A 24,799-nucleotide genomic window follows, 5' to 3' on the forward strand; every position below is an offset into this window, starting at 1 on the left:
TGTGAGAGGACCCGTCATGCTTGCCTCGATACCGGCTGCCCTCATCCCGTCCGATGTGCCCATTCCGTTGACGTCTACCGGAATCGCGCGGACGGGCATAACCAACGGGTGGTTCGGGGACTACCTGCGGGATCCCGGCGGTGCCCTGCTCACCTTGCTCGATCGCCTGCGGGATGGGGCGATCGCGTGGGGGCCGATCGTCGCCCCGGTCCTCGCCCTGGGCATCACCGGGTTCCTGATCGGTCGGCGCTGGTGGGCGCGGCGCTGCCACGCGAGACTGGTCGCCGACGCCCGCCAGATCACCGTGCTCGCCCCACCCACCGTCGACCCCGCGGGCGGGCAGGCATTGTGGGCCAACCTGGTCGGACTGTTGCGGCCCGCCTGGCGCCGCTGGTTGACCGGGCAGCCACACGTGGCATGCGAGTACGTGTTCACCGAGGCCGGTGTCGCCATCCGATTCTGGGTGCCCGGCGTGATCCCGCCCGGCCTGGTCGAACGCGCCATCGAGGCCGCTTGGCCCGGCGCGCACACCCGCGTCGGCACCGCCGATCCACCCCTGCCGCCGCCCAACGACCGCCAGCGGCGGCTGGTGGTCGGCGGCGAACTGCGCCTGGCGCGGTCCGAGGCGCTGCCGATCCGTACCGACTTCACCGCCGACCCGATCCGTGCCCTGATCGGCGCCCCGGTCGGGCTCGGCCGCGACGAGTACGCCTGCGTTCAGATCCTCGCCCGCCCGGTCACCGGCCGACGCGTCGCCCGGGCGCGCCGCTCCGCGCGCAGAGTGCACGCCGGCGGCTCCACCCGCGTCGTCGGCCGCCTGCTCGACCTGATCACCCCCGGCATGACAACCAGCCCCGTCCGGCGGCACACCACGAAGTCCGGGGCATTGCACACCGATCCGCAGACCTCGCTGGAATACGCCGCGCAGAACCGCGCCATCGTGACCAAACAGCGCGGCTCCCAGTACGAGACCGTCATCCGCTACGCGGTCGCCACCCTCCTTCCGACAGACACCACCGAGGCCGAGATCCGTGCCGCGCGGGATGTGGCCCGTGGTCGGGCACACGCGCTGGCGGCCAGTTTCGCCTCCTACACCGAGCACAACCACTACACCCGCCACCGCCTGCGCCACCCCGACCGAGCGCTGGCCGACCGGCGACTCGGCAAAGGCGACCTGCTGTCGGTGGCCGAGCTGGCGGCGATGGCGCACCTGCCGACCGACGAGGCGATCCCTGGTGTCCAGCGCGCCGGTGCCCGCGCGATCGCCCCGCCGCCCGGCATCGCCACACCCGGACCGCAGGCCAAGCCGATCGGCGTCACCGACACCGGCCACGAACGCCCCGTCGCGCTACGCGTGCCGGACGCACGGCACCACCTGCACGTTATCGGCGCGACCGGCTCGGGCAAGAGCACGTTGCTGGGCAACATGATCCTGGCCGACGCCGAAGCCGGCCGCGGGATCGTGCTGATCGACCCCAAAGGCGACCTCGTCACCGACGTGCTTTCCCGCCTGCCCCGCTCGGCCGGTGACCGTGTCGTGCTCTTCGACGCCGACTCCAAGACCCGGCCACCATGCCTTAACCCATTGGACGGCGGGGAAACCGACCTCACGGTCGACAACCTCGTGTCAGTGTTCCGACGGGTCTACAGCGCCTTCTGGGGCCCGCGCACCGACGACGTCATGCGCGCCGCCTGCCTGACCCTGCGCGCCCAGGAAGGCGTCGCCACCCTCGCCGATCTGCCGAAACTGCTCGCCGATCCCGCGTTCCGGTCACGAGTGACGGCTGGGATCACCGACCCGGTGTTGCGCGGATTCTGGTCTTGGTACGCCGAACTCACCGACTCGGCTCGCAGCCAGGTGATCAGCCCGCTGATGAACAAGCTCCGGGCGTTCTTGTTGCGGCCGTTCGTCCGGGACGCCATCACCGGCGGGCCTTCCACTGTGGACATGTCCAGTGTGCTGGATGGCGGCATCTGCCTTGTGCGCATCCCCAAGGGCTCGCTCGGCGAGGAAACCACCCGACTGGTCGGATCGCTCGTCGTCGCGCGCACCTGGCAGGCCACCACCGGCCGCGCCCGCACTCCACAACGCCAACGCCGCGATGCGAGCCTCGTGATCGACGAATGCCACAACTTCCTCAACCTGCCCTACCCGATCGAGGACATGCTGGCCGAAGCCCGCGGATTCCGGGTCGCGATGACCCTGGCCCACCAGCACCTGGGCCAACTACCCCGAGAGTTGCGGGAAGGCATGTCCACCAACGCCCGCAGCAAGATCTTTTTCAACGCCTCCCCAGAAGACGCCCGGGAACTGTCCCGGCACACCGCACCCCGGCTGTCCGATCACGACCTGGCCCACCTCGGCGTCTTCCACGCCGCCGTGCGCCTCGTGCTCAACGGCGAGGAAGCGCAGCCGTTCACCATGCGCACCCAACCACTCCCGAGCGCCATCCCCGGCCGCGCCCGTGACATCCGCGGCATCGCCCGCCGCGCCTTGCACCGCCGCGCTTCTGCCCTCACTCCGCCTGCATCCGGCTCGGACACCCGGGCTCCGCAGCAGCCTGCCGGAGCCACCCGGCAGCCGCAGGCGATCACCCGCGAGCACCAACACCAGCCCCGCGTCCGGCCACACAGCACCGACCCACGCCGCCGCCAACCCTGACCCGCGCCAGGCCGCAACAAAGCAGCGGACGCAAGCCCTTTCCCCGCAACCCTTTCTGGAGGTTCGCGCCGTGATCACCAATCCCACTAGGCAACGAGCACTGCGAGGCCACAAAGCCACTCGCCCGTCCCCGCGTGCGGCGAACACCACCGAGCACCAAGCGGTGCTGGCATGGCGACTGACTCCACGCGACCGATGGATCATCCGGATGCTGCACGAGCACCGCGTGCTCACCTCCCACCAGATCACCGCACTCGCGTTCCCCTCCTTCCGCTCAGGCCGGATGCGGTTGCGGGAACTGTTCCAGTGGGGCGTGGTGGACCGGTTCCAGCCGTTCGTCTCGGTCGGCACGGCACCCATGCACTACGTCCTCGCGCCCGCCGGAGCCGCGGTACTGGCCGCCGAGGACGGCCTGGACGTCAAAGACCTCGGCTACCGGCACGACCGCGCCTTCGGAATTGCCCACTCCCTACGGCTCGCACACACCATCGGCGTGGCCGACTGGTTCACCGCCCTCGTGGACCACGCCCGCCACAGCGACCCCGCCGAACACGCAGCCCTGTGCGCCTGGTGGTCCGAGACCCGCTGCGCCAGGCACTTCGGCGACCTGATCAAACCCGACGCCTACGGCCGCTGGACCAGCCACGGTGCGGAGGTCGAATTCTTCCTCGAGTACGACTTCGGCACCGAAGCCCTGACCAAGCTCGCCGGGAAGCTCACCGGCTACGCCAAGCTGGCCGAGGCCACCGGCATCATCACACCGCTACTGGTCTGGCTGCCGACCGCACGACGCGAGGCCACCGCCCGCCGACTGCTCTACCGCGCCTGGCAAGGACTCGACGACCCCGACACAGTCCCGCTCGCCACCACCACGGCCGAGATGCTCAACCCCGAGACCGCCCACCCCAGCCCCGCCGACCAGATCTGGCTGCCCCTCACCACCACCAGCACCACCCGCGACAGCGGCAGCCCTCGGCGCGCACTGCACCGGTTGCTCGACGCCTGGCCGCACGTCCCGGCGCCCAGTAGCGACAACGAGGGCGGCGAGTCGGCGATCGGCACCGACATGCCGCTGCTGATGGCGCCAGCGCCGACACCGATGCCACCGCCGAACCCGCGCGGGCCAAGTACCTGCAGGCGGTGACCCGCGATGATCCTGAAAGTCGGTGCCGCTGCGCTTGCGCTGATCCTGTTCATCCCCCTGCTGATCGGCAATGGCGTCTCCGGAACGATCTCGGCGGTGTTCGGCAGCAGCACCAGCAGCCTGGACTGCGTCCTCACCGGAGACACGTCCGCGCGCGTCGCCGGATACGGGCCGGCGCAGCTCGCCAACGCCGCCACCATCGTCGCCGTGGGCAGACAGATGAACGTACCGGAACACGGCTGGCTGGTCGCCCTCGCCACCGCGATGCAAGAGTCCACATTGAACAACCTCGACCACGGCGACCGCGACAGCCTCGGACTCTTCCAGCAACGCCCCAGCCAAGGCTGGGGCACCCCAGCGCAGATCATGAACCCCACCTACGCCGCCACCCAGTTCTACCAACACCTGCTCGCCGTCCCCGGCTGGCAACAGATGAGCATCAACGACGCCGCCCAAGCCGTCCAACGCTCCAGAACCCCAAGCGCCTACGCCAAACACGAACACACCGCACGAGCCGTACTCGCCGCAGTCCACGGCGCCACATGCACAGCCACCACAAGCGAAGTCGTCGGCACCGGAGACTGCAACGCCATCCAAGCCCCCAACCCAGCTACCCTAGCCGCCATCAACTACGCCTGCGGACAACGAGGACTGCCCTACGTATGGGGCGGAGACGGACCACAAGAAGGCGGATTCGACTGTTCCGGCCTCACCAAGGCAGCCTACGCCGCAGCCGGAATCACCCTGCCCCGCACCGCCCACACACAATTCCACGCCGGACCACGCGTACCCGACGGGCAACCGCTGCTACCGGGTGATCTCGTGTTCTACGGCAACCCCAACACCAAGATCCGCCACGTCGGCCTCTACATCGGCGGAGGACTGATGATCGACGCACCAGACCGCGGACAGGTCGTCAAGATCCAGCCCTACCGACACCGAGGAGACGACTACGCGGGAGCAACACGGCCGGCCAATTGACCCTTTGTAGGTTCCGCGGACACTTGACCTCTTCCGTATGCAGATGACCACAACATGACCACCTGATCAAGTACCACGGAAGGAGCGCCCAACTAGTTCATCGAAGATGTGTACCCTGCCCGGGGCCAAGCGTCGGGCGACGAAGCCGCCGCTGTTACCGCGGTTGGCCACGACGCCAAACTTTTCGTCGTCGAACGGGAACGACAATCGCAGCGGACTTTTCCGCGTGCCGGACGGAGGTGAAGTTGACTAGGGTCAACATGGTGCATGCTATGAACGGGTAGAGCCAGAGGTGCGGATCACCCCAGAATTGTTCCGGTGACGCTATTGGTATCTGCCGAATTTTTCAACTAGGGTTCGCCCGCTGACCGGTCTCCCATGTCGGGACTTCACTTAACGCGTGGAAGCTTTGTGCGGCGATCTCACTGCCAGCTTCACCGCTCGCCGCCGCCAGGGTTTGGCCGGGACGGCCTGAGCGGTGCCTATCGCTGTACGACGCCGGAACACGTGGCTCGAGCGTTTGGGCCAGACTTCGTGTCTTCAGCAACTACTGCATCTTGGTGCGTTACTCGGCATGTCACCGATCCTCCGTCTGGACCAGTGATAGCGACGAGGAGCACGGTCTGGGTGTGTCCGTTTTGCATCGGGGCGACCGCTCGCCACGGAAGAGCCGGTCGATCCAGCCGCTGTCCATCGGGTGCTGTGATCGTGATGACTCCGGAGCCGGTGACCTCATATATGAGGTTGTTGTCTCCCGCGCTCCCCGCCGCAGCGCGTTGGCTTGGTGGAATGGCCGATGAAGGCGCAGTGTTGGGCACGGCCGTGACATCTGTTCCGACCGTGCCTGTCGTGAACGCTGCGCGTGTCGATGTGCCCGACGGCTGCAGCAGTGTCGCGGCCAGCACGGACGCGGCAACAATGATCGCTGCTAGCAATCCGATCAACAGCATTGTCCACTGTGGCGAAGATCGCCGAGTGGGTTGTCCGGGATCAGGAGCAGTGGTTGACACACGTGATCCTTTCCTGGCGGACGGTGGGGCGCTGGCGGCAGTTACGATACGTGATCCAATCGCGATCAGTCTGGGGCAGCAGGTGGCAACTGCTGACAGCGCCGCCCTTGTTGGACGTTTGCCCACTTCCCGTCGTGATGTAGTCGTGACGTCGGTTGTTCCCTTCGTCAGTAAGGCAATGTTCCCACGGCGAAGGTCGACATGTTGTGCAGCCAATTGGCCTTATCCAGCTCGGCGGGCAAATGGCGGTGTCGGGGCTACTTGAGGGTTACGGCGCCTGTTGCCGCCATCCGAGTGAATCTCACTGAGAGCTATTTACCAACCACGGGGTGACATCGCTAGGGTCTGTTCTGCGGCTGGCTCGGTGGGGACAACTTCGCCAGACGCGGTAGTGGGTGCGCACTGTCAAGCGACGCCGTTGAGGCGTTATTTCGTGTGCCCGCTTGCATTTTTAGCGAGGGCCCTCCGTGTCATTAAGCCGACAATTTCTGTCACTAGAGAAGTCTGGCAGCATGATGTCATTACGCAATGGGAGGATGTCGTGGGTTCACGAAGATTAGGCGTGGTATGCGCTGCGATCGCTGCTTTGCTTTTCGCGGCCGTACCACCGGCCACGGCTCAGGAGTCACAACACCACCAGCGTGTCGACCTATCCAAGATTGTTGGAAACCTCGGCAAAGCGCAGCCGAAGCCGCCTGTGCCCGTCAGACCCCGTCAGGCCACTAGTGCGACACCCGACTGCGAAACAGTCAATGCGAACTTGGCTGACTATGCGAAGCAGGGCGTGCAGAAGGTCCTGTGTGTGTCCAGCACGGCGGAGTCTTCGGCGCCTCAGCCAGTGCCACGTGTAGGACCGGCAGCAACAAATGTGTGGTGCAGCCCGGGCGCCCCGAACGTGTGGTATGTCACCCGCACGGAGCTGTGCCTGCACGACGGCTATCAGAGATTCATGATCATCGAGGTGCCGACCGGTGTCGTGCTGGGGACAGCGGTGCTCGCGATCGATCACGAAGTCACGCTGTCGGCGACAAACCTAGATATCGAGGACTCCACCGCGATCACCCTGGTGTCGTCCAGCGGGGAGTTGCGTTCCCCGGTCGCTACCCTGGCCAGTCGCTGTGGCACACCGTGCGGCACAGTCGACAACGTGGGGTTCACCAGAGAGAGGTTCACAGAGTGGGGCCAGACGCACGACGGTTTTATGCTTTACCGCGCGTCGCCGTTCAATCGTGCCGACTTTTTCGGCGTCACGTACACTCTGACTGTAGAAACGCCAGGGGCTGTGCCGCCGCAGGCAACAGGTGAATGGTCGATCCCGTCGGACATGTTCCGCTGTGACGACCTCGTGAGCAACTTCGCCGGATGCGTAATCCCGTTCTTTAAACCGGAACTGCAACTCACAACCTCGGTTCACAAGGAGGCGGCGGTCGGCATTCTTGTAGGCCAGCTTGAGTTGCCCGACGGTTTCGGACGCACCCAGCCTTTGACCCGTTTGGCCGATGACGCTGCAGCGGAAGCCAACCGGCAGAGGATCTGTGACAGCACGTTTAGGCCGCGGACCGATGTCACAGATGACAGCTGCGACGAATACGCATTCGCGAAAACCAGGCAAAGCGGCGGGTATCTAGGTCTCTCCGGTAAGGACTGCGCGGAAGTCATACCCCGGTACGACAGCCAGACCGGCGACTTCTGGTACGAGCCGATCCGGATGCTCGGCACCGAACGTTGCCTGCAAGCTCACGTGCCGCTTCCTATGAACAGCCGCGTCGGCGGTGATCTCGGAGCGCTCACCAACACTGAACGGCTGCTGGACAACGATCCGTACTACGTCGGCGTCTACGCCTTCTAAGACTCCGACCGATCGGATTCGGCGGCGGACGCGGGCCGATGTCCTGCGTAGGGCACGGCTCGCGTCCGCTCGGCGGCCTGTTCGCGACCGGGAAGCCGATCCCCCGGAACTGATATCGACCGGGCCCGACGGGACATATGGGTCGCCAGTCTCGCCGCAGCCGCTTCGATCGCTTTGGGTGTCGCGACAACGCCTTCCCACCCGGCGATCAACTGAGAACGCCACTCCGAGCCCGGCCGACAGTCCAGCATCTTGGCCACCGCCGCCCTCGGGCCGCTTCTGAGCAGCGCAGCTGCGGTCAGACCAGCCGATACACGTGCGTCCACACTCCGCACATCGACATTCCTGCCGCGGGAGCCCACGGGTGGACCCGAGATCAACCACTGTTCGGCGACAACACGCCGCAACGCCTGCCCAACGGGAGAGTCGTCCTCCACAACTCCCGACGGTTCGGCAAGCGCATCCAGAAGCTCACTTGAGCTGATTCCGACATCAGCCAACATGGCCCTCACTTGCTCAGACACCGCCGGCGCTAGTTCTTCGCAGCTCCCGGACTCGGCCAGCGCCACGATCTGTGCGTCGATGTCCGAGCGGACCGAGCCGCTCTCGGCGAACGACACCGGAAGCAGCGGCAGGATCACGCCCAGCGTCCCCGGCGAAGCGACCACACCGTCGTCAATCGGAAATCCACAGATGTCGCCCGCGAACTCGACGGCACTGCGCATCCGGCGTTCATCTGACCAGTTCTCCAGCGACACTCCGACACGGTCTGCGACCGCGTCCAGTTGATGCCAGCCAGCATCGCTCCGCCTGGGGACCTGGAACGGCCCGATCACATCGCCAAGCTCGGCAAACCCCATCTTGTATTCAGGGATGTGATCCAGACTGACCGAGACCACCCGACTGGCCGCCGACAACCGCCGCAAGACCGGTTCACGCATACCTTCGAAGCTGAAGCTCTCGACCGCGACACACCATTGGCCGTGCTCGACCACCCGTACCACGGGCCGGTAGCCGGTAGCGAGGCTATAGAGGCCGAGTTCGTCGCGGGCATCTCCGCGCACTGCGGTATCCAGGTCGGCGCCGAACGCGGCTAGCACTCGGACGGGGTCGGGTTGCTCGACGACAGTGACACAGTAGTTGTTGAGTCGACTCATCCACCCAAACGTTGAGTACACAGTCTTCCCTCACCTGCCAGACGACTCATGACTGTACGGAGCACCGCCGAGCCTATCGGTGCCAATCTGAGCCACGCCGAGCTTGGGTCGGAAAGCCCATCGTGTGGAGCCGCCGTTTCTTCGCTGGTTATGAACTCCTCGCACACGCTCGGGTGACACAATCGCTCTCAGCCCGCAGAACGCCACCCATTGTCCACGTCCGTTGTGCTGTCCCAGTGATCTACGCCCGACGTTGCCTCGGCAGGCTAGTCTAAGAAGACTCACTTATGCGCTGAGTTGCGCGTCGGCGTCCCTAGGCGCCATCGACCTGACAACCCATATCTCGCTCTCGTGCCACGGGTCGATCACCCCACTCAGGCGAGCGAATGATCAAATAGTGCGGACACCAGGCGCTTGCCGAGCGACAACACTACCTTCGGCATCGCGAGCCACAGCCGGGCGTACTCGGCCTCCACCGGGGGCACGCCGGGGCGCCTGGCCGGCGGTCGGCCAGTGGGCCGACATCAGCTCGTACAGCTTCCGCCCGTACAGCGACAGCGCGATGTCCGATCGTTCCCAAGGCCAACGATCAACTAGCCCGAAAGGAAATGCCACCAGTAGTGATCAACTACTGCGGAAACCGCAGGAGGAAGCCGCCAAAGTGATCACTTCAAAGCGGAAAGGACACCCTTTGTAACTTCCGCAGCAAGATGAGCATTTCCGTATGAACTTGAGCACTGGACGAGCATTTGCACAAGTTCGGCGGAAGCCATCTCCGTACCGCCGCCTGAGCAGCTGGCGTGCGGGAATCCCCAACCAACGTCCGCAGCGGATGCCTTGCCTTGGTCGACAGGGAACCGCAACGCACTCTCATACCGATGGGCGGATAAACGGGCTGCGTACGGCTGACTCCGCGTGTAGGTTCCGCGGACTCGGTCGATCCAGCGGGAGGCGGAGATCGGTCGACTACCAGTTGGAGAAGGTGATCGCGTGTTGGACGACGACCTGTCGGCGCTGTGGCGGCGGCAGTGGCCCGAGTGCCCTCCGTTGGCCCATACCCTGAAACACGCCCACTGCGACCGATGGGTGCGGATTCACAGCCTGCCCGGATCCAAGCGCTATCCCAGCCACGACGCCGAGTACGACATCGTGCTCCATCGCCACAACACGATCCTGGACGAGCTGTTCCACGGACAGGAGGTCCGAATCGTCACCGCCGACTGGTCGGACGCAACCGATGCCCCGGTGCTGCCCGCACATCACGAGCTCAGGAACCCCGGCGCCCTTCACTGGACGTCCGTGCGCACGGACGAGGACGAAACGGATCCGGACTTCATCACCTATACCCACCTGTACGCCAGTCGCAGGCCCTGGCGATCTGGTCTCGTGGACGACCTGCTCCGCGCTGTGGCCGACGATGTCACCGGCAACGTGATGATCACCAGTCTGTCCTTCGACCGCGTTCACCACCCGTACGACGGAGGCGCCGACATCCTGCTGCCCACGACCGGTGAACGTGACGCCTTGAAACATCGTCACACCGACTGGCTCTCCGCCCACCCTCTGGGCCTCTGAGCTTCCCCTGTCCGCTCCTGTCCGCTGACCGGTCACGCCGACCAGGGCAGCGAGTGCTCAAGTAGTGCGGAAACCAGTTGCGGACTGGCCGCTCGTATCACACGAGCTTCCGTGCACGGAATCGTGGCGCAGCCGTTTCTCCTGGAGGCAAAGCGCGACCAGCGCATACGGCGCCACGTCCCGGACGTCCTGCTGCTGACCGACTCCACACCGATCGTTGTGTGGACGTGAAGCCGCGGCATCGAGTCTCTGCCCAGAACGTCGCCGTCGTGCTCGCGTGGACCCGACGGGCAGTGGAGTCGCGTGGCTGGGACGACAACCCCGATGGCACCCCGTTCTGACACGGTCCGCCCACTCCGCAAAGACTCCTCCCGCCAGCCAGGGCCGCTGTGCGACGGCAGTTGCCTGTCGCACAGCGGCTCCGGCTCGGACCATGCACGATTGCTGGGTGGGGTAGGTTACTGCCCGCGCCGCGCGCGAAGTTCTGCCCGCAGGTCACCCAACGTGCGCCCATCGGATACCCGCCGAAACGCGCTCCAGCCGTTCTGGTGGTTGCCGCCCAGCGCTGTGGTGGCACCGCATGGGTTGGCGTACACCCGGCCGTCGGCGAGGACGAGGGTGCCGTCGGACCGGATGCGGGCGGTGTGCCGGACGCCGAGTTTGCGGCGGTTCCAGATCAGTTCCTCGCCTGCCGTGACCAGTCCGGCGTCCAGCAGTTCGGCGATGCCGCCGCGCGCCCACTTGATCAGCGGCGGGGAGGTCGACGGCGGGGTCTCCGACCAGATCGCCGCCTCGGTGGCGTCGCCGTGCAGTCCCATCACGGCGGCGGCCGTCGGCGCGACGAGACTCGGCCAGCCGTCGTCGACCCCAGCCCACTGGCCAACACGCTGCCAACGGCCTTGGTAGGCCAGCAGCATCTCGACATCGGCGGCGTGGTCGCGGGGCAGCGGGTACGTGGGATCGGCCGGGTGGGTCAGGCGCAGGACGAGGTCGCCGTCGTACAGGTTGTCGGCTGGGGGCTGTTCTGGCACCCAGTTCCCGGCGAACAACGCCACGTCGCCCGCGCGGTCGGGGTCGGCGTCGCCGATGATGTCGACCGCTGTCACGAGCATCGCCCACACGTCGTCGGGGCATCGCATCGGCGGTGGGTTGAATGCCGGGGCGAGGATCATCGTGTCCGGTGGCAGCCCTTCCCACGCTCGCATCGTCGCCTCGTCGTGCGGCTGTGACGCCCCGGCGGTCGCGGTGGTGTCCATCGGGTCGGGGTCCGGTCGTGGCGCGTCCACGGCCACGTCGGCGGCCAGTTCGGGTGGTTCGTGGATGTCGCGGTCGGTGGTCATTGTCTATGTGCCCCTTCGGTTTCCGGGTGTCGTGGCCGGATGGCCGATGTGTATGGACGCTTCGTGACCGCGTTGTTGTCAACGCACGTGTGCGCCACCGGGCCAAAGTGGGCCCATGTGGCGCAACGAAATCCCAGCTATACGCCATCGTCTACACGAGACGGTCGTCTTGTTTGCTGAACCCACTTGACTTCATGGGCCGAAGGAAGCGTCCATAGTCGTGTAGCCCGAACACACCGGCAAGCGCACCACGGGCCACACCTGCTCCGGCCGGGGCATGACCACCCAGCAGCGATCACGAACGCGAATCGAGGGATGTCATGTCCAGCAAGACCCGCACCCGCAAAACCCGCACCATCACAACCGCCGCCAGCACGACCGGATCCGCTCCGACGTTGCGGTCGGTTCCCGAGCAGACCGTCGCCGCGAAGGTCCGTACGGACACCGAAGACAGGCTGTGGGAGGCGTTGCACGCCGCGCCGAACAGCACCGCCGCCGACTTGTCCGCAGCAGCGAGGATCGGGAAGTCGACCGCGCAGAAGATCCTGGTCAAATGGGCCGCCGACGGCAGCGTCGCCCGCACCGCCGGGATCGCCGAGGGCGGGCGGCGTGCCGCCGACCTGTGGGCGATCACCGAAGGCGACACCACCCAGGCAGACCCGACCCCAGTGGACACCGCTGCGGCGGACGACGCCGACACGACCGACACCACGCAGGCCGAAACGGTCGCCCCGGACGCACCCGACGCCAACGACTCGGCAGTCACGGAGGAAGACCCCGTCGAGCAGACGGACACCGCAGTCGATGGCGCGCAGGACCCGGCCGACTCCGACGAAGCCGACCCGGTGGAAGCCGAGCCTGTCGTTGCCGAGGTGAACGACCCCACCGCCGCCAACGGCGCGGACGGCGCAACGACCGACGGCGACACGACGACGGAGAATGGCGCGGACGCGACGGGCGAGAAGAAGGCACGGTTGGCACCCGGCGGGTTGCGGGGGATGGTTGAGGACTACCTGCGCGACCACCCCGGTGAGGAGTTCGGTCCCACCGCGATCGCGAACGCGTTGGGCGGGAAGTCGTCGGGCGCGGTCAGCAACGCGCTGGACAAGCTGGTCGAGGGCGGCGTGGCGGCGAGGACGCAGGACAAGCCGAGGCGTTTCGCGCTCGCCCTGGCGGAGCAGGAGGCCGCCCCCGCGCCGACGAACTAACGCCCCGACGGCATGGCGAATGTGGTTGTGTCCCAGCGGAACTCCGTTGGGACACAACCACATTCGCGTCCGCACGCTATCCGGTCGCCAGATCTCCGGGATGCGGGGACGGCGCGTGCGCCTGGTTGGCGAGATGCGCCCACCAGGAACCGGTGTCCTGGACCGACACGGCAAACCCGAGCGCGGCCAGCACCCGCAGTACGTAGACCTCGATGAACGAGATCTGGTTGCGCACAACCTCGTGCGTTGCCGTGAAATCGCCCGCGTCGAGGGCGTCGCTGAGCGCTTGGTCGGCGGCGCGGTTGTCGTGGTCGGCCTCGCACAACGCCGTCAGGACGGCGTTGGTGGCGACGGTGTGTCCGGCTTCGGCGGCCCAAGCGACAGCGGCTTCGGCGATCGCAGTCATCGCCCTGGTGTCGGCGACCGCTGCCCGGCCCGCGCTGTCAGGCGGGGTGTTGAGCACCGTGATCCACCGGTGCCCGTTGGGGCTGTTGGCCAGCAGCAGCGCGGTGTCGCTGTCGTCGACGACCGCGATCAGCGTGGGCGCTGCGGTGGCTTCGACCAGTGCGGCGGCCAAGCCGGATACGTCCGGGAAGTCTCCTATCACGGCGGCCAGCTGCCAGTGGTCGTCGTGGCGGCCGACGAGCTCCGCCTCGTGCGAAGCCAGCAGGTCCATGTCGAGCAGCGAGATCGGGGTGCGGGCGAGGATGAGCAAACCGGTGAAACCCATGATCGGAACCTTGTCGTTAGGGTGGTCAGCGCGGTGGACACGGGTGTGGTTGGTGGGTGCGGTGGGCGGTGACGGCCTGCGCGGCGACGTCGGCGCGGACTCCAGCAGCTCACGGGCGTGGTCAAGGGTTGTGGCCCTCGGCGTAGCGGTCGGCGTCGAGCAGGAACCGCGGCGCGGTCACCAAACGTTTCATGCGCGAACGGCTCATCGGCAGGCAGCGCGTGCAGGCCCCGAGCCCGGGCCGCAGCAAACCGTGCATGATCTCGCGGATCGCCGGGGCGGCGAGGTCGGGCAGAGGACAACGCTGGCCAGCACGTACCCCGCGGCGCCAAGCACGGCGGCGGCGACTCGCCGCGGTGCGAGCGTGAGGTAGGCCGGTGGCACCGGCAGCAGCAAGGTGGCGCGGATTGAGACCGGCAGGCCCCGGAAGCCGGTGTAGGTGAAGAGATGACCGGGCCACCATCCGGTCCAGACGTCTCGCCCCGCAGTCGTGGTCGAGGTCGCACATCAGCCGCTGCAGTCCGGTCACCAGGCAGGGCGATGTCACACCCGCCGTCGTACTCGTCGTATTCGTGTGGCTCACCGACGATGACGGCGGCAGTCCGGGCAGTTCGGCTCGAAGTCCAGGAGCCGGAACTGTTCGCCTTGAGCGCTTCATTGTTGTCGTTCATCGCGCGTCCTTTCCTTGGTTTCGGCGACCGTGAACTCCTGTGGTGCTAGTAGGGATGGCTATTACTGAGTCCTACCGCGACAGTCACTGCTGGACACGTAGCCATGCGCGTCCGGTCGTGATCCACACCCGACCGTCGGGGAACGTGAACAACTCAGGTCCCGTGTGGCGAGGCTGTCCGGCCACGGCTACGGGCAGACGTGGCGGGGTGTTTGCCTGTGGTCCTCGTCGGTCCAGACGTCGAGCAGGTCGGTCGGCGGTGGCGGTCACTGGTCACGATGTGGCGGACGGGTCGCGTCGCGGAGCCGCTGATCGACCTCGTAGCTGTCGCGGGCGGTGAGGATGGTGGTCAGCACGAGGACGGCGGCCTCTTCGGAGACCGGGTTGACGGGTTGGTCGTCGAGGGTGAGGGGATGTCCGAGGGCGGTGACGATGCGCCAGTCGGACTGGTGGACGCGGTCGGCGCAGTAGTAGCTGCCGACGAGTGCGCCGTTGTGGGTGACGGTGCCGTACAGGGTTTGTTGTGCGTCGGCGGGATCGGCGACGATCGCGGTCACCTCGCAGCCGTTTTCGGTGAAGCGACGGATGACGGTCTCGGGTACTTCGTAGGCGGTCATGGATGGTCTCTCCGATGGGGTGCGTGCGGTTCCTACGACCGCTGCGGAAGGTCGAAGTAGCATTCGTCGTCACAGTCCTGACTGCCTTTGCTTGCCACGAAAGGGCATTCGTCGCGGTGGGCTTTGGTGAAGGTGACGCTGCCGTCGGGGTGCTCGAAGATGTGTAGTGCGCCGCCGTGGCTGGTTGCCCAGGCGATGTCGTCCGGGTCGATGTGGCATTCGCCGTTGAAGCCGCTGCTGGTGGCCAGCAACGCGCTTACCGCTTGGTAGATGTGGGGCGAGAAGGTCACCATGGTCTGCGGTGCGGCGAGGATCTTGGCGGCCCGGCGCAGTAGCCGCTCGGCCAGGGGGCCTAGCACGGTGGCGGCGTGGACGTCCGGACTTGGCGGTGGTGTGTCGTGCCACCAGTTGTTGAGCGCGTCAGCGGCGAGGCTGATCCACTCCGCTTGGTCGGTGAGCACCTCGGCGACGGCTCCGCTGTCTTTCCCGTAGAAGCCGCGCACGACGCGGGCTCGGACGGTGTGCCCGGCGATCTCGACGACGCCGGTGTAGTGATAGCGCCTCGAGGAGGCTCCAGCGTCCTGGTCATGTTCGGTGATTGAGGGAGTCATGGTGGTCTCCGTCGCGTGGGATTGGGGTTGTGGGGGCAGCGAGTGGCGAGTACGGGATGCGGTCGCACGGGGCGTTCATCGGGGTTACGTCGCCTATAGGTGCCAAGCCCCGCCCCGCGGACTCGCTGGCGAGTCCGCGGCGACGAGTCTGGGGACAAGGCGGTGGTGCCTGTCGTGGGCGACTGTGCCGAAGGCGTCGACAGTGTCCGTGGTCGTGGGAGGTGTGGCGCGGGTTAGCTGCTAGTCGCCGACGGTCGGCAGGGCGAACGTGCATCCCGGTCGGTGGAGGGACGTGTCGCGGGCCTCGTCAGCGGGCGAGATCTCGTCGTCGGGGTCCAGGTACTGGCTGAGGTCGGCGAGGCTGGCGACGCGGGTGGCGGGGATCTCGGCTTCGCAGTCGGGGCAGCGGTCCAGCAGTAGCCATCCGTCGCCGGGGGTGGTGACGTCGGGGATGAACCGCCACGCGCGTCCGCTTAACGGGTCGGTGACGGTGATCAGGTCACCGGGTACCGGTCCGGTTCGGGTGCGGTAGGTCCGGTGCGGGTCGTTGGTGACGAGTACGGCGTCCACGGGTACCCGCAGTGCGGTGGCGATGGTGCGGGCGACGCGAGCGCGACGTGCCCACCTGTTCCACTCCTCCGGAGTGTCGTGGCGGCGGTAGAACCCGTCGCGGTCGGCGGTGCGGTAGGTGCGCGCGGCGTGCACGGCACGCTCGGCGAGTCGGGGCGTGGTGGTGTTCGGGGTCGTGGATGCTGGGTTGGTCACTGTGACCACCCGAGGGCGTTGCTTGCGGGTCCGGGGAGGTAGCCGATCTGTTCGCCCTCGCCGAGCCACACCACGGGCGGGTCGGTGTGCGGGGTGTCGTCGCCCTCGGTGTTGTCGGGGGTGCACACGATGTGGCCGAGGGTGTGTTCGATGGGGTGGTCGGGTTGGGTGGCGAGTCTGACCGGGGTGGTGGGGTCGTAGCGGTCGAGGGCGGCGATCAGGTCGCCCACGGTGGCGATGTGCTTGTCGTTCATGATGGACACCTCCGACGGTGCTCGTGGTTGGTGGGGTCCGGGGCGGGGTTATCGCCCCTGGACCGAGGGTGGTCAGCGCGCGGCGCGCAGGGCGGCGGTGGCGGCGCGTCCGATGGCTTGGGCGGTGGCGGTGGGGTTGGTCAGCTGGTGCACGGTGACGCCGTCGAGGGGCGTGTCGCCGGGGTTGTTGGTCAGCCACAGCACGGCGCATCCGTTGGCGCGTAGCCGGTTGATCAGTTTCTGTCCCTCGTGGCGTTGGTAGGTGTGGACGAGGTGTCCGTCGGAGACGATCACCAACAGCCGCGCGGCACCGGGTTGGGACAGCCCGAGGGCACCGTCGAGGGCGGCGGTGGCGGTGGTGATGTTTTCGTAGTCGTCGTCGGCTTCGAACTCGGTCACGACGTCCGGAACGGTGCCGGGGCGGGTGATCGGGCGGACGTAGCGGCCGAAGATGACGGTGGCGGTGTCGACGGGCACGGTGGCGTGGCGTGCGGCGTTGGCGAGGATCCACGCCGTGGAGGCGACCGGGCGGCGCAGGCGTCCCATGGACCCGGACACGTCGCACGCGATGCCCAGCCGCAGGGGCGGGGTGGGCACGGTGCGCCGGGTGGTGCGGGTGAACGGTTCGGCGGTCGGCATGGCACCAGCGGCACGTTGGGCGTCGGCGGCGAGTGCACCGCGCATGCGCAACCGTCCCGGCGGGACCAGCGAGGTGGACTTCACCGCCACCCGATCCCGGACCCCGGCGGTGGACAGGGCACGCGCCAGCACGCGCGCGGCGGTGCGCTCCTTGGCGGTGGGCTTGCGGGTGCCCGCGATGGCAGTGCGCCCGGTCCCGGTGTAGTGCTCGCTGGAGAACACCGTCCGCGCGGCGTCCTCCGCGTCCTCGCGCGCGGCATCCTCCGCGGCCTTCGCCGCTGCCGCGACGACGGCGGGGTCCTCGGGTGGAGGCTCGTCCGCTACCGCCCGCGCCACGTTCGCCAGGGCCTTTCCGATGGCCTCGGTCAGCGGCGAGGGCACAGGCGACCCGCCCGACGGGTCGGGGGCACTGGACGAAGCCGGATCCGGCGGGGTGGGGCTGTCGGGGTCGGTGCCGATGACCTTGCACCACCGCCTGCCGAGGCCGATCATCGCCTCGGCGTCGTCATCGGCGGTGCGCAGGGCTTCCCGCCACAACGCGCGCAACTCGGCCAGCATGTCGGCACCGAGGATGCTCTCGACCACGGTGGCGACCGGGGCGGTTTCGGTGGCGGTGAGGATGCCGCCGTCGACACGTGCCAGCACCAGGGCGGCGGTGTGGGCGGCGTCCGCCGTGGTCATCTTCGGTGCGCGGGCGGGGTCGGTGGCGTCGGTGTCGGCGAGGATCAGGTTGGTCGCCGACGCGCGGAGCCAGTGCCGGTCGTCCGGGCGGCGGCGGATCTGTGCGGCTTCCATCCGGGGCTCTTCCAACAGCATGGCGGCGGCGATCACGGCGGGCGGGGTGCCCTCGGGTGCGTCCCATGCGGTGTGTTTGGCGTGCCCGCACTCGTGGGTCAGCAGACCCCACGCGGTCGCGTAGCGGGCGCGGTCGGCCAGGTTGGCGGGATCCACGGTGGCAGGGTCCACACCGAGGTGGGTGCCGTCGATCTCGATGACCGCGCGGGCCGGGTCGAAGCATGCCGGGGCACCCCCGCCCGCGCCGGGCGCGATGCTGACCAGCAGGTCCTCCCGGTCGGCGATCACGGGTACCTCGTCGGCCAGCGCGGCGGAAAGGGTGAGCCATTCGGGGCGGGCGGGAAACACGGCGGCACCGGTCGCGCCGGGGTCGGCTACCAGGTGGGCGGTCATCGCGAGTGTCCTTTCCGGACGGGTGGCGGGCGCACGGTGGCGGCGGTGGGGTCAGATGCGGGCACCGAGGGCGAGGGGTTTCACGGTGGTGCCGAAGGCATCGCGCACGGCGGCGGCGACGGTGTCACGGTCCTCGTCCGGGGCGATCCCGACGAGGTTCCCGGCGGCGGCGTCCGCGCCCAGCACGTCCGCGATCTTTTGGAACGCGATCAGCTCACGCAGTTGCGGCGCCCACCCGATCTCGCCCTTGGCCTGTCGGGTGGCGAGGTTGCGGGCGACCTTCACCGCACGGCGGTCGATCTTGAGCTGAGTGGCGAGGTCGTAGTCGGTGGACACGTGGATCTGGGCGGAAAACCGCGACGACAACGCGTCGGTGAGGATCGCGCCGTGCACGCCGGGGTTGTGTCCGGCGACTACGTAGAAACCCTCGGCGGCGTCGACGACCTCGCCGCCGTTGGCCTTGATCACGATCTGGCGGCGGCCGTCCATCGCGGGATAGACCACCGCGAGCACGGTCGGCGGGATCAGGGTGGCGTCGTCGATGAACAGCGGCACCCCTTCACGCATCGCGCGCACCAGCGGACCATGCACGAACACGTAGCGGCCATCGTCGGTTTGGGTGTACTCACCCACGAAGTCAGCGACCGTGGTGTCGCCGTCGCCCTGCACGGTCAACAGGTCGGGGAAGGCTGCCTCGACGACCGAGGTCTTGCCGGTTCCGGGTGGCCCGTACAGCAGGGCGGCGACTCCGGCGTCCCGCAACCGCCGTAGCGCGGTGACGTCCGGCATCCCGGACAGCAGCCGGGGGTGGTAGGCCATGCCGTTCGGGCGGGTGACCAAACCGGTCACCACCGCCGCCGTGCCCGTCACACCGGACGGGGCGGGCGGCGTGGTGGCGGCCGTCTTTTTCGGGCGACGTGGGCGGGCTGTGCCGGACGGGGCGGGTGTGATGATGGCGGCGGCCACCGACTCCGTTTTCGCGGTCGCCTTGTACATCAGCGGGGCGGTTGACGCGACCTCGGCTTCACCCCGGTCGGCCAACGATTTCAGCGCATTGCCGACCGCACCCGACGACCGACCGCCAAGCGCTGCGGCGATATTGCGCGGGGTTTGCGACGTGCCCCCGCAGTCGACCAGAACCCGCGCCACCATCGCGCGGAGTTCGCCGTTGCGCAACCGGAACACCGACCCACCCGTCGAGGCGGTGGGCGTGGCGGTGGCGGGCGGGATAGGCGTGGTCATCGCGGTGTTCCTTTCCGATCGATCTTGCGCGGGTGTGTCAGGAGACGACGCGACCGACGGTGCCGTCCGGCAGCGTGTACTCGGTGCCACGACGAAGCCGGACCGGGACACGGCCAGCGTCGGTCGAGAGCCAGACGCCTTGGACCAGATTCCGGCGGTAACCGGTGCCGTAGTAGAAGGCGGTTACCACGCCTTCCGTCGCAATCCTGGTTACGACGACCTGCGAACCGATGGTTATCACCGTGGATCCTTTCGATCTTGCGTGCCCGTGCGGCGGGGTCGGCTAGTTGTGCGGCGTGGGGATGTGACCGACGACGCGGACGGTGCGGGCGGCCAGGTCCACGGTTGCCCAGTCGATGACCAGCCCGCAGGAACGGCACAGGTAGTACCGTCCCGGCCATTGGCCCGGCGAATCGTCGAAATCACGGCCCGTCTCGTCGGTCAGCGCGAAACCGGCGAACGTCGGATCGTTGCCGCACGCGCATTCCCACCAATCCTCGGCGGTAGCGGTAATGGTTGCGATATCGACGGTGTTCACGGTTCGCCCCTTTCGGTGGACATAGCTCCCGCCGGGTGTGGTATTCGGTGTGGTTTCCGGTTCCCCGGTGCTAATTCAATTGTTACTCCACGGCGTGCCGAATGCAAGGGGAATGGCCGCCCATTTCAAGACTCTTTCGCGGAAATTCGACGCCATCGGTTTGATGGCGAATGGGAAGTCGTCCGTGCGGCTGCAAATCTCCTGCCCCTCACGGCGAGTTTCCGCAGGTCGACGGCCGCGAGGGTGCACTGTAGCCGTGGACGGAAATGGCAATGCGAACTGCAGGAACAGAATGTAAACATGAGAGAATGGTGAAGTCTGTGAAGCTCGCCGGTGAGCGGAAAGAAAAGACGGTCACCGTATTGCGGTGAAACCACTGGCCGCGCAGCCCGCCCGATGTGTCTACCGGCTTGTGGACAAGCGAGTCTGGGATACCAGCGGATCCCCCGGTGGCCCCGGTGACCAGCACCTTCGCAACATGCAGACGGTGGTCCTCTAACCTGATCCTCCGCATGAACCCCATCCTGATCCCCCGTATGAACCCGTGCTGGCCGTCACTAACCGTCTCGATGGACGCCACCTTGGTCACCCTGCGTAACGTTCGGTAGATAGATCGACTGAGTAGAACTACGGAAGTACGCATTGCTCCGTTCGGCGTAATATCGAGAGTCCTGCGGCGTCTCCATGGTGAGGCGCGGCGATGGCGGCGGGCGCGCTGAGCAGGCATGACCGTGCCACGGCGCTCGCAGACGCGATCAGGGTCGCGTCGGTGTGCGGCGGAAGGGCAGGGCGCGGCGAGGGGACCGGGCCGGTGTAACGGGGAGGCGGCATGGCGGCAGACGACGAGCAGTTCCTGCGGGATCTCTACAACGTGAGGTACCTCTTCGCGGACAAGTGGGCTCCCGCGATCAACGTGACGCTCTCTCATGGCCCGATGCGGCGCGCGGAGATTCTTTCCACGATCAAGTCTTATTCCCTCGACAAAGAATGGTCGGACAAAAACAGTGTCCTGCACGATAGCATCCTTGCGCGCACACTGAAAAAGATGACCGAAGAAGGCCTTCTGGTGCGTACGCGCGACACAGAGACTTTTCCGCCGAAAGTCTTCTACTCGCTGAGACCGGAAGTCGCCGAGCTTCTCAAACTGTTGGAGCCGCTCGTCGAATGGGTCAGGCGAAACCCGGATCTCATCGCAAAGGCGCAAGCGCGTAGCCGCGGATACAGTGACGAGGCAGGCACACTGACCGCACTTGATAGCGCCGACGGAGACGACGACGAATCCCGACCCGAGGATTCCCGCACGGTGTGAGCGGACTGCGCCTGACCGACACCACGGCATAACGGCCTCGTCAGCTGGCGGCGCTTCGGCCGCGCTCGCCCAGGGTGGTCGACCTCGCAGGGGCAGGAGGCCTGTGGTCGCGGCGCTGGCCCAGCCGGGCGGCCAGTCCCCGAGCCTCCGGAGTGGGCGCTGCATCGATTTCGGCCAGCCGGGTGGTCAGCAAGTTCAGCGTCCGCGGGATGGCGTCGAGCTGTCCCAGCCGTTCCTGCAGCCGCATGATGTCGCGGTAGAGCAGCTCGTTGTGCGGGTCGAACGCCCGCGCGACCTCCAGCAGATCCAGCGTCTGCTGCGGATCGGAGTCAACCAGAGCACGGGCCAGCGCGGCCACGGCATCGATCGCGTCGCGCCGAATCGCTTCACGCGCGGGCTCGATCCACTCCCAGCCCATGCCGTCGGCCAGCGGTCCGCCATAGCTGTTGACCACCTCCCGGTAGGCCGCGACGCGGGCCTGCTCGGTGGACGCGGCGCGGCGGGCGGCGACCGCGTGCGCGAAGCGCCAGTAATCGACCTGGACCATCGCGGGATGGAGCTGGTAGCGGCCGTTATCGACCGAGACAATGTCGGTGACCACGCCGCCGGTGGCCGTGGTCAGCGCCGAACGCAGCCGCGACAGCGCCGTGTGCAAGGCGTTGGTCGGACGGGTCGGCGGATCTTGGCCCCACAGCGCCGAAACAAGCATCTCGCGCGTGGCGCCATCAGGGTGCAGCGCCAACAACACCAGCAACTCCTTGGTTCTGGGCTGCAACGCTCCGGTGATCTCCCGGCCCTGCCGATCGGCGGTACCGGTGGCATCGGGTTCGGGGGTCCAGTGCACGCGCAGGCCACCGAGCACGGTGATCATGATGGCCGCGGAGTTCGTGCCCGCTTGGTGGTTGCCTCGAACTGGTGGCGGAGTCTGGGCTGCGGTCATGGTGGGCTCACCGGCCGGCGCTGGTTCGTCGTTGACCTCGCCTGTGTGCTGGTTGTGGTCGGCGACGTGCGGCGCGGCAGGCCGCTGGGCCGTCCTGACCGATGGGCGCTGCCGAGCGCCGTGCTCCGGTAGGGGACCGGGACCGAGAATCTCCAACTCGGTGTCCGGCGGCTCTGGTCGCTCGACCGCGGCCGTCACCTCCAGTTGGACCGCGCGCTCGTCAGCGTGGCCTGCCTCGCCCGGCGCCTGGTTGCTGCCGGCAGGGTGGGTCGGCACGACTCGAGGACACGGCACCGGCGCCGCGACCGTGAGGTCGTCCTCGGCTGGCGGGTCGGGTTCGGCTTGGTGCAGCAGGGTGAGCAGCTCGGCGGTGTCATCGTCGCCGAGGCGGAACATCCGAGTTCCACGCAGAGCCTCACCCAGGCCAGGGCCGGTCGCCGAGACGGTGCCGTCCTTCCGGACGTAGGCGGTCACACCGGGTTGCCACTGGCCCAGCAGCACTCCGGTGACACCGAACGGGGCGCCGTTGTCCAAGACCGCTTGCAGTCGCTGGCGTTGGTGTTGTGGGGGTCGTGCGACCAGCACCAGCGCTGGCCATGTCCCAGGCTGGGCGTCGCGGTCACGGCTGGCCGTGGCGCGCACCAGGGTTTCGGCCTCCACCGCGTCGAGCGCGTCGTTCAGGTCGGTGACGACGCGCAGGGCTGCGGGCAGTTGCGCATGGGCGGTTCCGCGTCCGAGCAGTGCGGCCAAGTCGTCGGCAGGGACGACAACGCTCGCCCGGGCCGATGTCGCGAGATGGTCGGTGCGGGAGGTGACCGCGGCCACCAGCAGCGCGCGAGCGGCCGCCGGAGCGCCGGCTCCCACCAGTCCAAGGCCGCGGGCGGTCGCGAGGTCAAGCGCGACCTCGCGCCCGTCCCGCACACCCAGTCCTGGAGCGAGGACTGGGTGCTGGTCGGAGCCGGTCTGGGGCGCACCGACCACAACGCGCGGCGTAGGGGCGTGCTGGGGGCGCTCGCCCTCGACGTCTGGGTCGAGGTCGAACTCGTCGTCCTGTTCAGCGCGCAGGTGCGCCAGGTGCAGTTGGTAGACCACCGGCGCCACCGGCAGGTCGTTACGATCGCCGCTGCCGGGCCGATACCGGCTGCGGTGACGGCGGCGGGCGATCAGCAATGCCGCGCTGACCGCGCCGGCCAGCCCGAGCCCGACAAACAGTTCCGGTCCCCAGCTGAAGCCCGGCTCCGGGGTCGTCGACGGCTGCGAGTTCGTGCCGGTCGCTGCGGGCGGCGTGTGCTGTGTGGATGGCGCGGGTGGCGCTGGAGTGGACGGTTGGATGCTTGTCGGTGGCGGGGCGGTGGTCGATGGCGTTGGGGGAGTGGGCGCGGGACGGGGCGCTGATGGGGGAGGCGGTAGTGGCGCGGTCGCGTCGGCGGGCAGGAGCAGTTCCTCGCCGGGGAAGATCAGGCTCGGCTTGGTGAACGGCTTGCCGTTGGGTTGTGGCTTGCCCTTGTTGAGTTCGAAGATCTCCGGCCAGCGGGTGCCGTCGCCGAGGGTGCGCGCCGCGATCCGCCACAACGAGTCGTGCACCCCGTTCTGCGGTGCCAGCACCACCACCGACTCCGGATGCACGGGCGCGCTGGCGACACTTTGGCGTGCCTGAATGGCAAGGACCGCTGTGCGGACTGCCGCTTGACCGTCAAGCGCCGGGTTATGCCACGCTGAGGCGGTCGCCACGACCTGCGACCCAGTTCCGGACACGGTGGGCAAGGAGCTGGCTGGTGCTGGTGCGGGTCGGTTGCCCAGCACCGACAGTAGGACCGCGCCTACCAGGACAGCTGCGAGAGCGTGCATCGGACCAGCTGCCGAGAATTCCGGCAGGCGGGCGGTGTCGAAGCCGCTGCGTGCCAAGGTCACCGTGCAGCGCAGGACGTCGACGGTGAACGCGGCCCAGGTGATCCAGCACAGGCAGGCTAGGAAGTCCAGCAGGAACGTGGTGGTCATCGGGCCGAGCAGCACGCCTTCGATCTCGGGCCAGGTGGGGACGTGGTTCGGCAGCGGCCAGCCGATGTAGTGCCACAGCGCCCAGGGCAAGCCCGCGACGAGCGCGAGCAGTACCACGGCGGCGATCAGACCCTGCAGCACCCGGCCGACGAACCAGACCGTGCCCGTCAGCATCCACCAGACGCTGCGGCCCGTGTTCGGTGGCTGTGGCTCCCGGCGAGATTGGTGTGATGGTGCGGTCACGGCTGGCTCGATTCCTCTGGCAGTACGGGTTATGGTTCGGCGCTCACCACGCCACGGGGTGTCACACGTAGGGGCCGAGCTTCGGTCTGCATCTCGGTTCCGCACGCCCAGGCGGCGTGGTTGAGGAAG

General features: G+C 67.6%; 19 protein-coding genes. 7 read left to right on the forward strand and 12 right to left on the reverse strand.

Annotation, left to right across the window (positions count from 1 at the left end; translation table 11 throughout):
* Positions 1–16 precede the first annotated feature (16 nt).
* From GC106_RS15455 to GC106_RS15470, 4 genes are all read left to right on the forward strand, one after another.
* On the forward strand, positions 17–2,662 hold the full coding sequence (locus GC106_RS15455; protein ID WP_173130290.1) for a DUF8128 domain-containing protein: 2,646 nt from the start codon (positions 17–19) through the stop codon (positions 2,660–2,662).
* A gap of 70 nt (positions 2,663–2,732) precedes the next feature.
* Entirely contained in the window at positions 2,733–3,806 is a 1,074-nt protein-coding gene (locus GC106_RS15460; protein WP_173130292.1) for a replication-relaxation family protein, read from the forward strand.
* Between the two features lie 6 nt (positions 3,807–3,812).
* Positions 3,813–4,787 carry a C40 family peptidase gene (locus GC106_RS15465; RefSeq protein WP_173130295.1) on the forward strand — a complete coding sequence of 325 codons (975 nt, stop codon included), beginning with the start codon at positions 3,813–3,815 and terminating at the stop codon, positions 4,785–4,787.
* Between the two features lie 1,959 nt (positions 4,788–6,746).
* Positions 6,747–7,646 (forward strand): hypothetical protein, encoded by a 900-nt coding sequence (locus tag GC106_RS15470; protein WP_173130298.1) that lies wholly within the window; start codon positions 6,747–6,749, stop codon positions 7,644–7,646.
* Here GC106_RS15470 and GC106_RS15475 read toward each other — a convergent pair.
* Entirely contained in the window at positions 7,643–8,803 is a 1,161-nt protein-coding gene (locus tag GC106_RS15475; RefSeq protein WP_173130301.1) for a DUF6461 domain-containing protein, read from the reverse strand. The genes GC106_RS15470 and GC106_RS15475 overlap by 4 nt on opposite strands.
* 993 nt (positions 8,804–9,796) lie before the next feature.
* Between GC106_RS15475 and GC106_RS15485 the strand changes: the two genes are divergently transcribed.
* On the forward strand, positions 9,797–10,378 hold the full coding sequence (locus tag GC106_RS15485; protein WP_217280591.1) for a DUF3885 domain-containing protein: 582 nt from the start codon (positions 9,797–9,799) through the stop codon (positions 10,376–10,378).
* 458 nt (positions 10,379–10,836) lie between these two features.
* Here GC106_RS15485 and GC106_RS15490 read toward each other — a convergent pair whose 3' ends face one another.
* Positions 10,837–11,718, reverse strand: coding sequence for a restriction system modified-DNA reader domain-containing protein (locus GC106_RS15490; protein WP_173130307.1), 882 nt, complete (start codon positions 11,716–11,718; stop codon positions 10,837–10,839).
* A gap of 320 nt (positions 11,719–12,038) precedes the next feature.
* Here GC106_RS15490 and GC106_RS15495 point away from each other — a divergent pair, with 320 nt between their 5' ends.
* Positions 12,039–12,926: a MarR family transcriptional regulator gene (locus GC106_RS15495; RefSeq protein ID WP_173130309.1), complete on the forward strand. Its 888-nt coding sequence runs from the start codon at positions 12,039–12,041 to the stop codon at positions 12,924–12,926.
* A 76-nt stretch (positions 12,927–13,002) separates the two neighbouring features.
* On the opposite strand, the gene GC106_RS15500 is transcribed toward GC106_RS15495, so the two are convergent.
* The 9 genes from GC106_RS15500 to GC106_RS15540 all read right to left on the reverse strand — a co-directional run bounded on the left by GC106_RS15500 (position 13,003) and on the right by GC106_RS15540 (position 20,180).
* Positions 13,003–13,656 (reverse strand): hypothetical protein, encoded by a 654-nt coding sequence (locus tag GC106_RS15500; protein ID WP_173130312.1) that lies wholly within the window; start codon positions 13,654–13,656, stop codon positions 13,003–13,005.
* Between the two features lie 936 nt (positions 13,657–14,592).
* A complete protein-coding gene (locus GC106_RS15505) occupies positions 14,593–14,943 on the reverse strand; it encodes a hypothetical protein (protein ID WP_173130314.1) in 351 nt (116 codons plus the stop codon).
* 32 nt (positions 14,944–14,975) lie between these two features.
* Entirely contained in the window at positions 14,976–15,554 is a 579-nt protein-coding gene (locus GC106_RS15510; RefSeq protein WP_173130317.1) for a hypothetical protein, read from the reverse strand.
* 240 nt (positions 15,555–15,794) lie between these two features.
* Positions 15,795–16,319, reverse strand: coding sequence for a hypothetical protein (locus tag GC106_RS15515; protein ID WP_173130320.1), 525 nt, complete (start codon positions 16,317–16,319; stop codon positions 15,795–15,797).
* On the reverse strand, positions 16,316–16,573 hold the full coding sequence (locus GC106_RS15520) for a hypothetical protein (protein ID WP_173130324.1): 258 nt from the start codon (positions 16,571–16,573) through the stop codon (positions 16,316–16,318). Before GC106_RS15520 ends, GC106_RS15515 begins: the two co-directional genes overlap by 4 nt.
* A gap of 72 nt (positions 16,574–16,645) precedes the next feature.
* Complete coding sequence (locus GC106_RS15525) at positions 16,646–18,400, reverse strand: vWA domain-containing protein (protein ID WP_173130327.1); 1,755 nt, start codon at positions 18,398–18,400, stop codon at positions 16,646–16,648.
* Between the two features lie 51 nt (positions 18,401–18,451).
* Complete coding sequence (locus GC106_RS15530; protein WP_173130330.1) at positions 18,452–19,642, reverse strand: AAA family ATPase; 1,191 nt, start codon at positions 19,640–19,642, stop codon at positions 18,452–18,454.
* Positions 19,643–19,679: 37 nt separating this feature from the next.
* Positions 19,680–19,883, reverse strand: a complete 204-nt coding sequence (locus tag GC106_RS15535) for a hypothetical protein (RefSeq protein WP_173130333.1) — start codon at positions 19,881–19,883, stop codon at positions 19,680–19,682.
* A 42-nt stretch (positions 19,884–19,925) separates the two neighbouring features.
* Positions 19,926–20,180 carry a hypothetical protein gene (locus GC106_RS15540; RefSeq protein ID WP_173130336.1) on the reverse strand — a complete coding sequence of 85 codons (255 nt, stop codon included), beginning with the start codon at positions 20,178–20,180 and terminating at the stop codon, positions 19,926–19,928.
* 829 nt (positions 20,181–21,009) lie between these two features.
* Here GC106_RS15540 and GC106_RS15545 point away from each other — a divergent pair.
* A complete protein-coding gene (locus GC106_RS15545; protein WP_173130339.1) occupies positions 21,010–21,489 on the forward strand; it encodes a winged helix-turn-helix transcriptional regulator in 480 nt (159 codons plus the stop codon).
* Positions 21,490–21,529: 40 nt separating this feature from the next.
* On the opposite strand, the gene GC106_RS15550 is transcribed toward GC106_RS15545, so the two are convergent.
* Positions 21,530–24,601: an AfsR/SARP family transcriptional regulator gene (locus GC106_RS15550; protein WP_217280543.1), complete on the reverse strand. Its 3,072-nt coding sequence runs from the start codon at positions 24,599–24,601 to the stop codon at positions 21,530–21,532.
* Between the last annotated feature and the right edge of the window lie 198 nt (positions 24,602–24,799).

It is taken from the genome of Kibdelosporangium persicum (genome assembly GCF_013280595.1).
In the GTDB taxonomy this organism is placed as follows: domain Bacteria; phylum Actinomycetota; class Actinomycetes; order Mycobacteriales; family Pseudonocardiaceae; genus Kibdelosporangium; species Kibdelosporangium persicum.

What these genes read in the sequence shown, in the direction of transcription:
- GC106_RS15465 (WP_173130295.1), top strand. Translation starts at nt 3,813, where the DNA reads ATGATCCTGAAAGTCGGTGCCGCTGCGCTTGCGCTGATCCTGTTCATC.
- GC106_RS15500 (WP_173130312.1), bottom strand. Translation starts at nt 13,656, where the DNA reads ATGGGTTTCACCGGTTTGCTCATCCTCGCCCGCACCCCGATCTCGCTG.
- GC106_RS15495 (WP_173130309.1), top strand. Translation starts at nt 12,039, where the DNA reads ATGTCCAGCAAGACCCGCACCCGCAAAACCCGCACCATCACAACCGCC.
- GC106_RS15490 (WP_173130307.1), bottom strand. Translation starts at nt 11,718, where the DNA reads ATGACCACCGACCGCGACATCCACGAACCACCCGAACTGGCCGCCGAC.
- GC106_RS15470 (WP_173130298.1), top strand. Translation starts at nt 6,747, where the DNA reads ATGATCATCGAGGTGCCGACCGGTGTCGTGCTGGGGACAGCGGTGCTC.
- GC106_RS15505 (WP_173130314.1), bottom strand. Translation starts at nt 14,943, where the DNA reads ATGACCGCCTACGAAGTACCCGAGACCGTCATCCGTCGCTTCACCGAA.
- GC106_RS15510 (WP_173130317.1), bottom strand. Translation starts at nt 15,554, where the DNA reads ATGACTCCCTCAATCACCGAACATGACCAGGACGCTGGAGCCTCCTCG.
- GC106_RS15550 (WP_217280543.1), bottom strand. Translation starts at nt 24,601, where the DNA reads ATGCTGACGGGCACGGTCTGGTTCGTCGGCCGGGTGCTGCAGGGTCTG.
- GC106_RS15520 (WP_173130324.1), bottom strand. Translation starts at nt 16,573, where the DNA reads ATGAACGACAAGCACATCGCCACCGTGGGCGACCTGATCGCCGCCCTC.
- GC106_RS15525 (WP_173130327.1), bottom strand. Translation starts at nt 18,400, where the DNA reads ATGACCGCCCACCTGGTAGCCGACCCCGGCGCGACCGGTGCCGCCGTG.
- GC106_RS15455 (WP_173130290.1), top strand. Translation starts at nt 17, where the DNA reads ATGCTTGCCTCGATACCGGCTGCCCTCATCCCGTCCGATGTGCCCATT.
- GC106_RS15545 (WP_173130339.1), top strand. Translation starts at nt 21,010, where the DNA reads ATGGCGGCAGACGACGAGCAGTTCCTGCGGGATCTCTACAACGTGAGG.
- GC106_RS15475 (WP_173130301.1), bottom strand. Translation starts at nt 8,803, where the DNA reads ATGAGTCGACTCAACAACTACTGTGTCACTGTCGTCGAGCAACCCGAC.
- GC106_RS15530 (WP_173130330.1), bottom strand. Translation starts at nt 19,642, where the DNA reads ATGACCACGCCTATCCCGCCCGCCACCGCCACGCCCACCGCCTCGACG.